Source organism: Nocardia sp. NPDC049526 (assembly GCF_044465765.1).
In the GTDB taxonomy this organism is placed as follows: Bacteria; Actinomycetota; Actinomycetes; order Mycobacteriales; family Mycobacteriaceae; genus Nocardia.
Genome location: NZ_JBITMA010000006.1, coordinates 491336 through 506480, shown reverse-complemented (window position 1 = coordinate 506480; position 15145 = coordinate 491336). Strand labels below are relative to the sequence as shown.

Here is a 15145-nt window from a genome sequence, read left to right as displayed (position 1 = left end):
GCTTCCGGGTGGTGACCAAGCACCAGATATCGGGCTGGCGTTTTCTGCTACGCCGGATCGAGCATGCGCTGGTGCGTCGGGACGCCTCGATGATCGACGATCCGCAGCGCGGTCGCTCCACGGCGCTGTCGATCGGTATCGCGTTGGCGTGCGTGGTGATCGCCGGTGCGGCCCTGCTGGCGTTCTTCAAACCCGCCAAGAAGGTGGGGGAGTCGAGGATCATCGCGGAGAAGGACACCGGCGCGCTGTACGTGCGGGTCGGCGCCCGGTTGCATCCGGCGCTGAATCTGACCTCGGCGCGACTCATCGCCGGTTCGCCGGACAATCCGGTACCGGTTTCGCGCGATGAGTTGTCCAAGTATCCGCGTGGTCCGTGGGTCGGTATTCCAGGTGCGCCGGGGGTGATCGCGGACAACGGCGACCGGAACTCGTCCTGGACGGTATGCGATACCGCGAAGGTCGGAGCGGCGGCACCGGTCAACCCGCAGACCGGATTGCCGACGGTCGCGTTGTCGCCGGTGCTGACGACCGCGATCGGCGGTCCGCTGACCGTCGACGGTGATGCGATCCGCGGACTGGGCGCCGATGAGGCGCGACTGCTGCGCGATGACACCACCACCTGGCTGGTGTACACCGATCCACAACAGGGCACCGTCCGGGCGGCCATAGATCTGAGTAATTCGGCGGTGATCCTGGCCTTGGGCATCGATCCGACCTCGACCGTGGTCTCGGCCTCCAAGGGCTTCATCTCCGCTATCCCCGAGGTGCCACCGCTGCGCGTGCCCGACGTGCCCGGTGCGGGGTCGATCGTCACCTTTTCCTCGGGCTTGAGTGTGCCGGTCGGTTCGGTGCTCACCGTATCGGCGCCGGATCGCGGCGCATTCTATTACCTGGTATCGGAATCCGGTGTGGTGCAGATCAATTCAGTGCTCGCGTCGATCATTCGCAATGCCGATTCGCACGGTTCGGTGTCGACGCGGACGGTCGGTCCGGATGTCATAGCGGCGAATCTGCGGCCGGGTGCGTGGCCGGGGACCGCCGCCTACCCGACTCGACCGGTGCATGTCGTCGATCCGATGCGCTTGGGAGTGACTTGCTATCACTGGTCGCGCGCGGGCACCGATCAGAATGCCTCGACCGAGTTGCTCGTGGGACGCCAACTGCCGCTGAAGGTAGACGAACAGAACCGGACCGTGGGCCTGGTGACGGCCACCGGATCGCGCGGTACCACCGCCGACGCCGCGTATCTGCCGCGCACCACCGGGCGCTTCGTCCAGGTGACCGGGGCGGATCCGGGATCGCCACGGCGGGAGTCGCTGTTCTGGATCTCCGACAGCGGCGTTCGCTACGGTATCAATGCCGTGGTGGAGAACAACGCCAGTCCGGATTCGACATTGACCTCGCTGGGACTGCGGACCCCGGTGCCCGCACCGTGGACCATTGTGTCGCTGTTCGCGGTTGGACCCACCCTCTCGCAGAAGGACGCTCGTATCCAGCACGACGGCATCCCGACGAATAAGGCCGTCATCGGTCTTCCGGGTGGTACCTCGTGACGGCTACCCGCCGGTTCGTGCGGCCCGCCCGGATGGTGCGTGGGCCCAAAGCCCCGGCGGTGACCGAATTGCGGTTGCAGCCGCCGACCGAACTGCCCAAGCCGGTGCCGCCGTCACGGCTGAAGATGATCATGCCGGTGGTCATGGTGGCGGCCATGGCCGGGATGATGGTGATGATGTTCCGCGGCGGCGGGCAGATGTCGCCGATGATGTTGATGTTCCCGGTCATGATGCTGGTTTCCATGGGCGGGATGATGGGCGGTGCGTTCTCCGGTGGCGGCGCCGGTGGCGCGGCGAGTCTGAACGAGGAACGCAAGGACTATCTGCGCAGCATTACCGATAACCGCAAGACGGTGCATGCCGCGGAATCGGAACTGCACAACTACCTGCGCTACACCCATCCGGGTCCGGCCGAAATCGCCGCGTTGATCGGCGGTAAGCGGATGTGGGAAGTACAGGTTGCCAGTCCGCAGTTCCTGCGGGTGCGGGTCGGGCGGGGTCGGATCGCCAACCAGGTGCGGGTCATCGTGCCCGAGGCCGCGCCCACCTCCGATCTGGATCCGGTCGGCGTCGTCGAGGTGACCCGGTTCGCGAAGGCGTATTCGACTGTCGGGGGTATGCCGGTCGCGATCAATCTCCTTTCGGCGCCGCAGATCGGTGTCGACGGCGATCCCGATGCGGTGGCCGCCCTGGTGCGGTCGATGGTCGCCGAGATCGTCGTACTGCACGGTCCGGATCAGGTCGCGGTCGCGGCGGTGCTGTCGAATCCGGACGCGCCCGAGTGGTCGTGGCTGAAATGGCTGCCGCATACCCAACATTCGAGTGAGACCGATGCGATCGGGTCGAGCCGGATGGTGTATCGCAGTGTTTCGGAGTTGCGTGCCAAGGCGCTGGCCGGACTCAATCGTGGTCCGTTCTCCGCGAATTCCGAACCGACGCTGGATCGCAAGCACTATCTGCTGATCGTCGACGACAGCAGTCCGGCCACCGATCGGGATATCTCCGGTATCGATGGCTGCACGTGGCTGCGGTTGGGCCGGGCCGAGCAGACCTTGCCGCGGGCGCTGAAGTTCATGGTGGGCGCCGATCGGGCGCTGCACGAGGTGACCCCGCGTGGGCTGCGGCGGGTCGGGGCCGCCGACGCGATGTCGGTGCCGACGGCGAAGGCGTTGGCCCGCAATATCTCCCCGTACCGGCTTTCCACCGTGGTCGAGGCCGTGGTCGCGGACCAGGCCAGCGGTGGCACGTCATGGGAGGAACTGGTCAGCATTACCGACCCGGGGGCGATCCGGGTCGAGCAGCAGTGGCCGCCCCGTCGTGACGCGGACCGTTCCCGGCTGAACATTCCTTTCGGCCACGATCCGGCAGGTGGCGTGGTCCATCTCGATATCAAGGAATCAGCCGAGGAGGGCATGGGCCCACACGGCATGTGCATCGGCGCCACCGGCTCCGGAAAGTCGGAATTCCTTCGCACCCTTGTGCTTTCGGCGGTGGCTACGCATACCCCGGATACGCTGAACCTGCTGCTGGTCGACTTCAAGGGTGGTGCGACCTTCCTCGGTTTCGACCGGCTGCACCATGTGACGGCCGTGGTCACCAATATGGAGGAAGAGGCCGATCTCGTCACCCGTATGGAAGACGTGATCAACGGCGAAATGGGCAGGCGACAAAGGATTCTGCGCGACGCCGGCAACTTCGCCAGTGTCGCCGATTACGAGCGGGCGCGTGAACAGGGCGCGCAGCTCGCGCCGCTGCCCACGCTGTTGATCATCCTCGACGAGTTCGCCGAACTGCTCGAGCAGCATCCGAACTTCTCCAAACTATTCGTCGCGATCGGCCGGTTGGGTCGTTCGCTGCGTATCCACCTGCTGCTGGCCTCGCAGAAGGTGCCCGCCAACCGGATGGGTGAGCTGGAAGCGCACCTGTCCTATCGAATTGCGTTGCGCACCAACCAGACCGCCGATTCTCGCGACGCCATCGGCACCGCGGACGCGTATCACCTGCCCAAGAAGCCGGGTTCGGGCTATCTGCGAGTCGGCTCCGGTGATCTGCAGCGATTCCAGGCCGCCTATGTCGGCTCGCCGTATGTCGCGCCCGCGCAGGCATCGGCGTCCAGCGCCCAACGTGCCAGGCGACCCGGCGGTGGCTATCGGCCACCACAGCAATTCACCACGGCGCACATCATCGACGTGCGGCCCGCGCAGGTCGATCCCGAACCTGTTGTGCAGCAACCGGACACGCCGGACAGTGAGCCGGTGACTGTGATGGAGACGGTCCTGCAACAGCTGGGCGGATTCGGCACGCCGGCGCACAAGATGTGGCTGCCGCCGCTGACCGTGCCGCCGACCCTGGACAAATTCATGTCCACTGCGACTCCCGGTTCGCTGCAATTGCCCTGGGCAATCGTGGACAAGCCGAGGCTGCAGCGCCAGGACATCTGGTCGGTCGATCTGTCCGGCTCGGGCGGGCACGTGGCCGTCGTCGGCGGCCCGCAGTCGGGTAAGTCGACGGCTCTGCAAACGCTGGTCATGTCCGCCGCGTTGACGCACACACCCGAACAGGTCCAGTTTTACTGCCTCGACTTCTCCGGCGGTCTATCCGGACTGCGGAACGTGCCGCATGTCGGATCGGTGGCCTCGGGCCGCGACGGCGACCGGGTCCGGCGCACCTTCGCGCTCATCACCAATCTCATCGCGAGTCGACAGGTGCTGTTCGGCGATCTCGGCATCGACACCATGCGCGAATTCCGGCGCAGGCGCTCCTCGCCGCGGGAATCGGCCGAACTCACCGCCCGCGGTGACGAGCACGGCGATGTCTTTATCGTCGTCGACGGCTGGGATATCGGATTCGCCGTCACCGGACCGTATTTCGACGAATACCTCCCGGTCATGGAGTCGATCGCACTGCAGGGTCTGAATTACGGCATCCACCTGGTGGTCAGCAGTTCACGCTGGGCGGCGATCCGTCCCGCCATCAAGGATCTGCTGCAGACCCGGTTGGAGATGCGGCTCGGCGATCTCACCGACACCATCTTCCTCGGACAACGCAGTGTGGTTGCCGCGATTCCACCGGATCGCCCCGGTCGCTGTATCTCCAGTGACGCGCTGCATATGCTGACCGCGCTGCCGCGTATCGACGGCGTGGGCGAGACCGAGTCCGCCGGTGCGGGTCTGGCCGCCGCGGTCGATCAGCTGAACCAGAAGTACCAGAGCCGCCGGGCGCCGGAGGTCAAGCTGCTGCCCGCGCAGATCACCTTGGCCGAGGTCCGCGCGGGCCGTCCGGAACCGGCGAATCTGGCACAGCGCCTCGTGGTGCCCTTCGGCATCCGCGAATCCGATCTGTACCCTGCCACAGTCGATTTCGGTGTTTCGACGCATCTGATCGTGCTCGGTTCCTCCGGCTCGGGCAAGTCGACGGTGCTGGCCGCGCTACTGGAGTCGATTCGTCTGCAATTCAACAAGGATCAGGCCAGGGTGCTGTTGGTCGACTACCGCCGCCAGCATATGGACGCCATACCGGAAGAGCAGTTGGTCGGCTATCTGACCAGCGAGCGCGATCTGCTCGAGGGATTGCCGCCGTTCGCGGAGAAGATGCGCAGCCGCCGCCCACCGGACGGTGTCACCTCACAACAGCTCAAGGACCGTTCGTGGTGGTCCGGGCCGGAGATCTTCGTGGTGGTCGACGACTACCACATGGTCGCCCAGCGCGGCATGCGCAATCCGCTGGAACCGCTCAAGGACATCATCGTCGACGGCCGTGATACCGGCCTGCACGTCATCGCCGCACGCAGTATTGCCCAGGCCGATACCGCGCTGTACGACAACGTGCTCGGTCAGATCAAGAATCTGAACTCCTCGGGCATCGTCATGGACGGCTCGAAACTGGACGGAATTCTGATCGGCGATGTGAAGCCGACGAAGCAGCCGGTGGGCCGGGGCATCTTCGTCGAGCCGCTGCATTCGCGCCGGGATCTGGTGCAATCGGCCTGGATGCCACCGCAGGACTAGCCCCTGGTCGGCGGCGCCTCAAAGGTCTTCCCATTGCTGAGAATGCCTTAGCGTTTGTCCTGTACCACTCGCTATTGAGTCGGCGCTCATCGTTAGGAGAACTCACATGGCTCTCACAGTCGACCCGGCGCATCTCCCGGCAGTCAGTTCCCAACTCGACCTGATTGCCGATTCGGCGATCGCTTCCCTCGTCCAGACAGCGGCCACCTGCGTGATATTTCCGCCCGCGTTCGACGCCGTGAGTGTGCTGGTCCTCCCGGCGGTGACCGCCGCATACGGCCAATCGTTCTTCAGCTGCACGGGTGACGGATTTGCGCATCGTGAGGTTGCCTCGGCGTCGCTACCGCCAACGGCTGTCGCCTATTCCGGTAGCGACATCATCAATGGCACCGGTATCGCGTCCACGAGCGCGACCCTCAGCGAAATGCCCAGATAGTCCGAGCCGCAGGTCCGAGCGAAGGCTGATGTCATGCCAGGCATATGGGACGCGCTGCCCCCGGAGATAAACGTCGGCAGCCTGCTGTCCGGAGTCGGGGTGGAGACCATCACCGCTGCCGCCGAGTCCTATCAAGTCTCGGCGCAGACACTGATGGCCGCGGCGAGCAACACTGCCTCCGCAATGCTCGATATGGGCGAGACCTGGCGCGGCGACTCGGGCGATCTTGCGCAGGCTGCATTCAGTAACCATACGAAGTGGCTGGAGCAGCAGGCCATGACCGCCGAGGCGGTGTCGGGCGTATTGCATACAGTTGCAGGTGAATTCAGCGCCGCCCAGTCCGCGATGGCGGCTGTCGGCGCATGGCTCTCCGCGAACCGGGCGGAGCAGACCCTGCTCGCCGCGACCAACCAAGGCGGCCAGAACACAATTCCGCTGCTGCTCAACCAACTCGAATACTTTGCGATCTGGGGGGCCGCCGCGGGAGTGATGGACGGCTACGAGGGTGCGGTGGTGCCGACCCTGTCGACACTCCCGGCGCCGGCCCTGCCGGCGCCCATTGTCACCGACCCGGGCATACCGCCGTCACCGCCGCAATTTCAAGTGCCGGTGTACACCCCGAAATCGGGCACACCCCAGCAATTCGACACAACGACAACCAATACCACCACCAACAACACAACGACGAATAACACCACTACGGATACGAATAACACCACCACCGGCGACACGAACACAGGCAATACCGACACCGGGAAAACTCCGACCGACACGACCCAGTCGCCGACGCAGACCCAGCCGACAACTGCGGATCCGAGCGAGGTTACTTCGCCGCTGAGCGATTCCGGTTCATACGCAGGCACGGACGGGGCCGCCGAACAGCCGGGTTTCTATGGAACTTCGCCCAATTCGCCGACATTGGCGGGGTTGAACGGGGGCGCAGGAAGTCTGGTCGCGTTGAATTTGGCCCGGGGCGGACTCGGTTCGATGCCGGGTGCGTCCACTGGATTCCGGATGCCGTCCAATTGGCTGCGCGGACCGGGCACGGCGTACGGCGCGTCGTCGAATCCGGCAGGTGGTGCCGGACCGGCCGGTCGTGGGGCGCCGCGTAAGGGCGCCATCGCACCGAAGGCGCAAATGCGGCGTCGGCGGGACGAGGAACGGAAACCGGGCAAGGTATTCGTGCCGGGTGAGGAATTGGAAGTTCCGGTGTTGGAGAAGCCGCCGGTGATCGGTGTCATCGAATACGCCGACGAACATCCGGAAGATGTTGTCGTCGAAGGGGATTCGCTGGGCGTTCTCGAGCGCTCCGATGACGAGGCGGCGGTAGCCGAGCCAGAGCCTGCCCGGTGAGAACCGCGGCGGAATATAGATCCACTCCAGAGAGGAAACAACAGTGACCACCACTTACACCGGTGATCCGAAGGTATTGAACCAAACCGCGGTCAATGCCATGGCTTGCCAGGGCGAACTCGAAGGCTACCTGCGCAGCTGGATGAGCTTGCGTGATGAATTCGCCAGTGCGGTCACCGGTTCGCAGACCGGTACGCAAATCCAGAACACGATGGACCACGCCCACACCGCCGGTGTGAAGCTGGCGCAGACCCTGCAGGACATCATCGACACGCTGAAAGACACCGGCGTGAAAATCGATGCGACAGACCTTCAGAACGCTGCCACGATGCAGCGGGCGGTCGAACTCGGTACGAACAGCAAGGTCGACACCGGCTCGTGGCAGTAATCCCACGAGCGGCACGGCACAAATCGTAAAACCTAGATAAGGCTGGCAGGCAATGCAATTCAACTACGGACACGTCGATTCGACGAACCTCACCGTGCAGGGCGTTCTGAATGGTATGGACGCGAACGCCGCGCACTTGACTTCACTGATCAAGCAGCTCGACTCTGTCTTCACAGGTGTCGCGGCCGATGTCGCCAAACCGCTGATGGACAGGTTCAGGGCAGCACTCGGCGACGCCGCGCAGGGCACTGGCTACCAGGGCCAGCTCCAGCAGGTGAAGAACGCGATCCATCAGACCTCCGGATCCGAGGGCTTCATGAAGGAGACCGACCACCAGCAGGGCGCCAGGTTCCTGTCGATCGGTGGCGTCTAGCAGTCACGCAGCCTCGTCGGCCCGGCCACGGCGAAACGAGGCTGCGGACGACTGGTCATTTGGTGAAGGTGTGGAAACTGATCCGATCGCGATCGATCTGAATGTCGATGCCGCGCTGCTGTTGAAAGACATGGCCGGCATCGATTCCTACCCGCCGATCCTGGCGTTGATGCCGAATATCTTCGACTTCGACGACCTGGACCGGGTGCGCGCTGTCGTCGCCGCACAGCTCACCGAGGTGGGCATCATCGACGGCGACCGTGTGCATCCGACGGTCGAGCACTGGTTGCAGTGCTTGTACCGCCCGGATGTGGAACTGATGGCGCTCGTGTTGGCCACCGGCCTGGATGGCGAACAAAAGGGCATGCTGCGCATGTCGCTGGTGCGTCGTGGCGAGACCCATGTGTTGGCGGTGCGCTGTGACGACGAGATCGTCATCCAGGCGGTGTACCAGCAGGAACAGCAATTGGATTCGGTATCGGCCGCGGTGGCCGCGGCGCTGGGACCGACTCCGGCATTGAGTTTCGCGCCGATGACCGCAGCGCAGGCGGAGTTCGCCGAGGTTCCCGACAACCAGGACGAACGACGGCAGGCATTGTTGGAGCTGGGTGCGCAGCCGCACACCGCGGGTGTCCTGGGTCGGGCGCTCGATGAGATCGTCCGGCGCGCGGAAGTGGTGGTGGTGCAACACCAGGACGGTGTCGAGCTGAAGCCGAAGTACGGTGTGAGTGTGCTCGATACGCTGTCGGGGCGCATCATTGTGACGCCGAGTGTGGCGATGGACGGGGAAGTCCGATCGACCTACGCACCCGGTGACGACGCGGCACTGCACGCCGGGATCGTGGGACTCGTCGAGCTGTTGCCGGACCGAAGTTGGTTCGATACCAGCCGGATTGGTTGAAACGTCCCGATGGGTTTTTGGAGAGGACGACAGATATGAGCCGAGCACCGAGCACGAATGGTCATTCGGCCGAGTCCGTCCGACACAAGGGCGGCTACGACGCCTTTTTCATGCAGGCGGCGCAGGAGCCGGAAAGCGGCCCAGCGACCGGCAGCGTTCCCGCACGCCCGCAATCCGGCTATAACGAACCGGTGATCGGTGCGCCCGATCAGTCGATACCGCAGCCTGCGGCGAGTGCCGCTGCTCCCATGCCACCACAGAGCGCGACCGCACCCGAGCCCACCGCGCCGAATGTGGCTGTGCCGGCCGCGGATTCGGCGCGTGAGAACTATGCGGCGGCAACGCCTTCGTCGCCCGAGATGTGGGCGGCCCACGGCGGAGCCGAGCCCGTCACCGCGCGGATCACGCAAACCGCATCCGGTTCGGCGAACACATCGAGCAGTAATGCCGGTCCCAGCGCCGAAAGACCCGGCACCGAATCCGTGGACACGCCTTGGCAACCCGCGCAGGCGACGAGCTGGGTGCCCGATCGCGTCGACCGCACGGCGGCGCCGCAGGTCGAGGTGCTGCCCGCGGCACTGACCTCGATGGATCTGTTGGCCGATATCTCGGCGGCGAATCGGGCCAGACTGCAGTCCAGCACCGGTGTCCGCGGTGCGCTGAACAAGGTCGGATTCCGGCTCGGCCTCTCACCCGCCGAGCAGCGTGCCGAGGACCGGCGCGCCCGAATCCGGACCCAGCTGAACACCCCTTATCAGATCGCGGTGATCAGCGTGAAGGGCGGCGTCGGCCGCACCACGACCGCCGCTACGCTCGGCTCGACCTTCGCGGCGTTGCGCCCGGACCGAGTCGTTGCCGTCGACGGGAATCCGGATTTCGGTGATCTGCCCACCCGTACCGCTCCGCACCCGTATGGCCTGACCCTGCGTGATCTGGCGCAGGCGTCGAATCTGGAGGCCTTCTCGACGGTGCAGTCGTTCATGTCGATCAATTCGGCCGATCTCGCCGTCATCGCCTCGCCGTGGACCATCGAGGCCAACGAGGCCCTCTCGGGTCGCGAATACGCCACGGCCGTCGAGGTTTTGCGCCGCCACTTCAATCTGCTGCTCGTCGATTGCGGTACGGGCGTGCTGGATTCGGTGACAATGAGCGTGCTGCAGACCAGCGACGCCGTCGTGGTGGTCACCCCGCCCACCGTCGGCGGGGTGAAAGGCGCGGTGGCCACGTTGAATTGGCTGAGTTCGCACGGTATGCAGCATCTGATCGCCAAATCGGTCGTCACGATCGTGCACCAGCAACCGACCAAGCCGGTCGTCGATGTCGCGGCGATCGAGAAGCTGTTCGCCACCGGGCAGCGCCCGACCTGCATCCTGCCCTATGACGACCATCTGGCCGAGGGCGGCGAGATCGATTTGCGCCTGGTGGAGAAGGAAACCCTGCTCGCCTTCGAAGAACTCGCGGCCGGGCTTGCCGATGGATTCCCGAATTATCTTGGTGGCGCCGGCGGCGGCCGGTCCGCCGGAGGGTGGCGATGAGTACTGCCGTTGCTTCGCCGCCGGGAGCGGCGCCCGCGGCATCCGCCGAGGTGGCGCGTGCCCGGATGGCGGTCCTGGTGTCCAGCTACCAGGTCGACGTCGTGGTGCCGACCAAGTTCACCATCGAAACCTTCATCGATGATCTGCTAGTCGTGCTGGCCAAGGCCATCGACGACGAGACGGTCGATTTCACCCCGCCGACCGGGCAGTGGAGCCTGGCTCGACCGGGCGAAGCGCCGATGCCTCGCTGGCGCAGCCTCGCCGACCACGATGTCGTCGACGGCACCGTGCTGATGTTGGCCGCGGTCGAATCCGCGGAGGTCTTCACGCCGGTCGTGGAGGACATCACCGATGCGCTCGCCCTGATCAACGAGCGGGAATTCGCCGAATTCGACGCGGATACCGCCGCGGTCGTCGGCCTGACCACGCTGGGCGTGGGCGCCATCGCCATCGCGGCGATGTTGTCGGTGTCGTGGACGGAATCCGGGTCGATCTGGTGGTACTCGCTGCCCGCGCTGCTGCTCGGCGCGGTGTGCTGGGGCGGCGCGGTACAGGCGCGGCAGCGGAACTTCACGCCGCGGATCTGCCTCGGGTTGGCGCTGTCCTCGATTCCACTGTTGTTCGCGGGTGGCGCGATGCTGGTGCCACCGGCCTACGGTGAGCCGGGACCGTTCGCCGCGGCCAATCTGGCCGCCGGATCGGTTGTCGCCGCCGTCGCGGCCGCGGCCATGATGCGAGTGACCAAGCTCGGGATCGCGACATTGATGGCGGTCACCGTGCTCGGCGTGACCGTCGCGGCCGCGGCGATACCGCTGACCTATCTGGATCTGTCGGTGCGCCAGATAACCGGTGGCGCGGCCTTTCTCGGACTCGTGCTGCTCACCGCGGCGCCGCGCCTTGCCGTCGTGGTCGCCCGGATTCGGCCGCCGGATCTGCCGGACCCCGGCAACGAGGTGGCCCCGGCCACACTGACCGATATCTTCGACGCCGAATCCGCGCGCGATGATGCCGAACTCGATTCCGCCGAGGACATCGAACGGCAGCGGGAGCAGGCTGGGGCCGGTATCGAAGGCCGGGCCCGGCTGGCGGTAACAAGTCTGCGTGGGCTGATCGCCGCGACTTCGGCGCTGTTGGCGGGTGCCGCGGTGCTGTCGGCCGCGGTGAGCCCCGGTGGTATTCGGGAGATCGTGCTGGCCGCCGCTGTGGCTGGTCTGTTGGCCATGCGCTCGCGCTGGTTCCCGGACCGGGTGCAGGCCATCGCGCTCGTCATCGCGTCGGCGTTCACTGTGGTCGGCGTCGGCTTCGTGCTGGTCGCCGCGTACGAAACGGCGCCGGCGCGGCTGGTGGTCGTCCTCGTGCTCGGCATTGCCGCCGGGGCGGCATGTGTTGCGGCGGTGCGGTTGCCGGGTCGTCGGCTCTCGCCGGTCACCCGCCGGATCATCGATTTGGTGGAGTACGCGCTCATTCTGATGATTCCGATCATCGCCTGCTGGATCATGGGCATCTACACCGCGATGCGGGCGATCTGATGCGAATCGGCGCAACCGCGACCGCGGTGCTGGCCGGATTCGCGCTGATCGCCTCCGCCGCACCGGCATTGGCGGTGGAACCGCCGCAGGTGGTCATCGGCGCGCCCGCCGATGACCCGCCCGGCCCGGAGCTGCCGACGAAGCAGGACAAGGGCTGCCTGGCGACCGGCGTACTGAAGGACAGCGACCTGGCGCGCACGCCGCCGTCGGAGTTGACGTTGGACCTGCCGAACGCCCGTGCGCTGAGCCGGGGTGCCGGGGTGACGGTCGCGGTACTCGACACCGGCGTCACGCCCAATGGCCGCCTGCCCGGTTTGGTCGGCGGTGGTGACTATGTCGCGACCGGTGGTGACGGTCTGTCGGACTGCGATGCGCACGGCACCCTGATCGCCGGAATCATCGGCGCCGCATCCGATCCCACGGACGGATTCACCGGCGTCGCTCCGGACGCCAGGATCATCTCCATCCGCTATCGCTCCGGCGCCTTCAGCGTGGAGCGGCCGAATAACGATGCGGCGCAACAACTGTCGGTGGATATCCGGACGCTGTCACGAGCGATCGTGCATGCGGCGAACCTGGGTGCCGGCGTGATCACGGTGGCGCTGCCGGTCTGCGTTCCGGTGGGACTGGCGGTGGATCAGTCGATACTGTCGGTGGCGATCGGCTACGCCGTACACGTGAAAGGTGCGGTGATCGTCGCGGGTGCAGGCAATGCCGACACCGGCTGTGATCAGAATCCGGACATCGATCCGGCCCGGCCGAGCGATCCGAGGAACTGGCGCGATGTCAAGACCGTGTCCGCGCCGGGTTGGTTCGGTACGGACGTGCTGACGGTGGGCTTCACCACCGCCACCGGCGCCACCATGTCCGATTCGCTGACGGGTCCGTGGGTTTCGGTCGGCGCACCGGGTACCGCGATCGAATCGCTCGGTCCCGGTGGCACCGGCCTGATCAATGGTGTCGGTGAACCCGGCAAACTGGTGCCGGTCGGCGGCGCGTCGTTCGCCGCCGCGTATGTCAGTGGAGTGGCCGCTCTGCTGCGCTCCCGATTCCCCAACGAAACTCCGGCCGACATCATGGCCCGCCTGACTGCCAGCGCGCACGCACCCGCGCGCGGTATCGATAACGTCATCGGCGCCGGTGTCATCGATCCGCTCACCGCGCTCGGTTATCGCACCGCGCCCAAGCCGCCGATCGGGCTGTACCGGTCGTCGGTGCTGGTGCTGCCGGATCCGCCGCGCGCCAAGGATCGTCGTCCGCCGTTCGCTGCCGCCGTCGTCATCGTGGCCGCGCTGCTGCTCGGGCTCGGCGCCACCTACGCGAACTCCGCGGTCCGGAGGCGGCGGTGAGCCTACCGAGTGTTCGGGTGGGCGGTGTCGAACGTGGTCCGTTCGCCGTCGCCGTGATCGGCGGCAGCCTGGTGGTCACCGGGCTGTGGTCGCACACCCCGATCTGGGCGAGCGCGGCGGTGATCACCGTGCTGCTGGTGACCGTTGCGGTCGAGGTCAACGGCCGTACAACCAGTCGATGGCTGCTCGACTGGGCCGATTATCGATTCGGTAGGACCACCAGAGCCGAGGCGCTCGCCGGTCCGGCGAATCTGGCGGATATCGAGGTTGCCGCGGGGGTCTGCGGCATCCGTGCCGAAGGCACCGTGCTCACGGCGATGATTCAACTCGCCCCCAATCTCGACCTGCCGACGGTCATCGCGGAGAAATCCATCTACACCGAGGACACGGTCCCGGTCGATGCGCTGGTCGGTCTGCTCGATCAATTCGGTCTAGCGGTCGATATCGATATCGTGACCACCGGTCAGCGGGTTCGTCCGACCGGCAACTACAGCATGCTCTACGACCAGCTGATCGGCTCCCATCCGGTCGTCGGCCACCGCCTCACGTGGTTGGTCGTCCGGCTGGACATGGAGCGGAACCTGGATCTGCTGCAGCGACGCGGATTGGTCGCGATGGTCGCCCCGCGAGCATTGGCCACCGCGGCGCATCGCATCGCGGTCCGATTGCGGGAACGGGGCATCGCCGCGCACGCACTGCCCGCGGCCGCGATGCAGGAGGCCACCAGGATGCTGCACGCCGGTGTCGAACTCGGCGATCTGCGTGAGACCTGGACCTGTATGGAGTCCTCGGTACCAGGTCGCTGTGTGACCAGCTTCCTGATCGACTGGACGCGGATGGACGGCCCCGGCCTGGACGATTGCTGGTCGTGGAACCGCGGCCGGACGACGCTGGTGGTCAGCCTCACCGATGCCACGACCGGGCCGCGCGCGCTCGCGCGGTACATCGGCCCGCCGGTCACGACCGAGCCGCCGGACTATCTGCGCCGGTTGACCGGTAGGCAGGCCATCGCATTGCTGGCCACCATGCCGACCGGGACGTCGATCCGCGCGGTGCCCGCCGATGAATCGGGCCGCGATATCGCGCCTGATGAGCTCCTGCCGGAACTCACGATCGCGATCGGTCCCAATGGCCAGATTCTCGGTTCCATCAGCGGTCAGCCCCGACATACCTTGGCGCTGCCGCTGTTCGACCCGGCCCGCTACAACCCGCGCCGGCGCACCATCGATGTGCATGCCGACCTGCCGGTGGCACAGCAGATCGTTTTGCGTGCCATGGTGGTCGGCGCGGACGTCGAGGTCCATTCGGTGCGCCCGCACCGCTGGTGGCAGCTGGTCGCCGCGGTGGGTGATCCGGAGTCGCTGCGCCTGGCGCCGGAGGCCGGAGCTGCGAATGCCCCCGCGGGGCAAGCCGGTCCGCCGCCGTCCTCGGCGACGATCACCGTCTTCGACAATCTGCCGCCGCAGGTATCGACCGCCCATACCACCGTCACCATCAGTGAGCCCGGTGGGCCGCGGCGGCGGTCGGTCGATCTGGCGATCAACCAGGTCAGCGCAACCGCGGTGGATATCAGTATTCCGATGCGGACCGTGCGCGTCGATTTGATCGAGCCGCGCGGTGAAACCCGCTATTTCGATTCCGCCGCCGAACAACCCGCGATCACCGCGGGTGGCAATGGTGCCACGCCAGGGCCCGACGTCCGGCGCATGAGCTGATGGGAG

At 66.0% G+C, this 15145-nt stretch carries 11 protein-coding genes; all 11 read left to right on the top strand.

Going from position 1 to position 15145, the window contains the following annotated elements; genetic code table 11:
• The first annotated feature begins 11 nt into the window (after window positions 1–11).
• The 11 genes from eccB (at window position 12) to eccE (ending at window position 15139) form a co-directional block, all read left to right on the top strand.
• Entirely contained in the window at window positions 12–1553 is a 1542-nt protein-coding gene (gene eccB / locus ACIBW7_RS21890; protein ID WP_397048995.1) for a type VII secretion protein EccB, read from the top strand.
• Complete coding sequence (eccCa, locus tag ACIBW7_RS21885; RefSeq protein ID WP_397048993.1) at window positions 1550–5560, top strand: type VII secretion protein EccCa; 4011 nt, start codon at window positions 1550–1552, stop codon at window positions 5558–5560. The genes eccB and eccCa overlap by 4 nt, the downstream gene beginning before the upstream one ends.
• A gap of 106 nt (window positions 5561–5666) precedes the next feature.
• A complete protein-coding gene (locus ACIBW7_RS21880) occupies window positions 5667–5996 on the top strand; it encodes a PE domain-containing protein (protein WP_397048991.1) in 330 nt (109 codons plus the stop codon).
• 33 nt (window positions 5997–6029) lie between these two features.
• Window positions 6030–7349 carry a PPE family protein gene (locus ACIBW7_RS21875; RefSeq protein ID WP_397048988.1) on the top strand — a complete coding sequence of 440 codons (1320 nt, stop codon included), beginning with the start codon at window positions 6030–6032 and terminating at the stop codon, window positions 7347–7349.
• 43 nt (window positions 7350–7392) lie between these two features.
• Complete coding sequence (locus tag ACIBW7_RS21870) at window positions 7393–7737, top strand: hypothetical protein (protein WP_397048986.1); 345 nt, start codon at window positions 7393–7395, stop codon at window positions 7735–7737.
• 52 nt (window positions 7738–7789) lie between these two features.
• The gene (locus tag ACIBW7_RS21865; RefSeq protein ID WP_397048984.1) at window positions 7790–8110 is read left to right on the top strand and encodes a hypothetical protein; all 321 of its coding nucleotides are present in this window, start codon (window positions 7790–7792) and stop codon (window positions 8108–8110) included.
• Window positions 8111–8180: 70 nt separating this feature from the next.
• Window positions 8181–9011, top strand: a complete 831-nt coding sequence (locus ACIBW7_RS21860) for an ESX secretion-associated protein EspG (protein ID WP_397048982.1) — start codon at window positions 8181–8183, stop codon at window positions 9009–9011.
• A 35-nt stretch (window positions 9012–9046) separates the two neighbouring features.
• Window positions 9047–10546 carry an AAA family ATPase gene (locus tag ACIBW7_RS21855; RefSeq protein WP_397048980.1) on the top strand — a complete coding sequence of 500 codons (1500 nt, stop codon included), beginning with the start codon at window positions 9047–9049 and terminating at the stop codon, window positions 10544–10546.
• Entirely contained in the window at window positions 10543–12075 is a 1533-nt protein-coding gene (eccD, locus tag ACIBW7_RS21850) for a type VII secretion integral membrane protein EccD (RefSeq protein WP_397048978.1), read from the top strand. The genes ACIBW7_RS21855 and eccD overlap by 4 nt, the downstream gene beginning before the upstream one ends.
• Window positions 12075–13424, top strand: coding sequence for a type VII secretion-associated serine protease mycosin (mycP, locus tag ACIBW7_RS21845; protein WP_397048976.1), 1350 nt, complete (start codon window positions 12075–12077; stop codon window positions 13422–13424). The genes eccD and mycP overlap by 1 nt, the downstream gene beginning before the upstream one ends.
• Window positions 13421–15139 carry a type VII secretion protein EccE gene (gene eccE / locus ACIBW7_RS21840; protein ID WP_397048974.1) on the top strand — a complete coding sequence of 573 codons (1719 nt, stop codon included), beginning with the start codon at window positions 13421–13423 and terminating at the stop codon, window positions 15137–15139. The genes mycP and eccE overlap by 4 nt, the downstream gene beginning before the upstream one ends.
• The last annotated feature ends 6 nt before the right edge of the window (window positions 15140–15145 follow it).

Excerpts from the sequence above, each read along its gene's own strand:
- ACIBW7_RS21880 (WP_397048991.1), top strand. The coding sequence starts at position 5,667 with ATGGCTCTCACAGTCGACCCGGCGCATCTCCCGGCAGTCAGTTCCCAA.
- ACIBW7_RS21875 (WP_397048988.1), top strand. The coding sequence starts at position 6,030 with ATGCCAGGCATATGGGACGCGCTGCCCCCGGAGATAAACGTCGGCAGC.
- ACIBW7_RS21865 (WP_397048984.1), top strand. The coding sequence starts at position 7,790 with ATGCAATTCAACTACGGACACGTCGATTCGACGAACCTCACCGTGCAG.
- ACIBW7_RS21855 (WP_397048980.1), top strand. The coding sequence starts at position 9,047 with ATGAGCCGAGCACCGAGCACGAATGGTCATTCGGCCGAGTCCGTCCGA.
- eccD (WP_397048978.1), top strand. The coding sequence starts at position 10,543 with ATGAGTACTGCCGTTGCTTCGCCGCCGGGAGCGGCGCCCGCGGCATCC.
- mycP (WP_397048976.1), top strand. The coding sequence starts at position 12,075 with ATGCGAATCGGCGCAACCGCGACCGCGGTGCTGGCCGGATTCGCGCTG.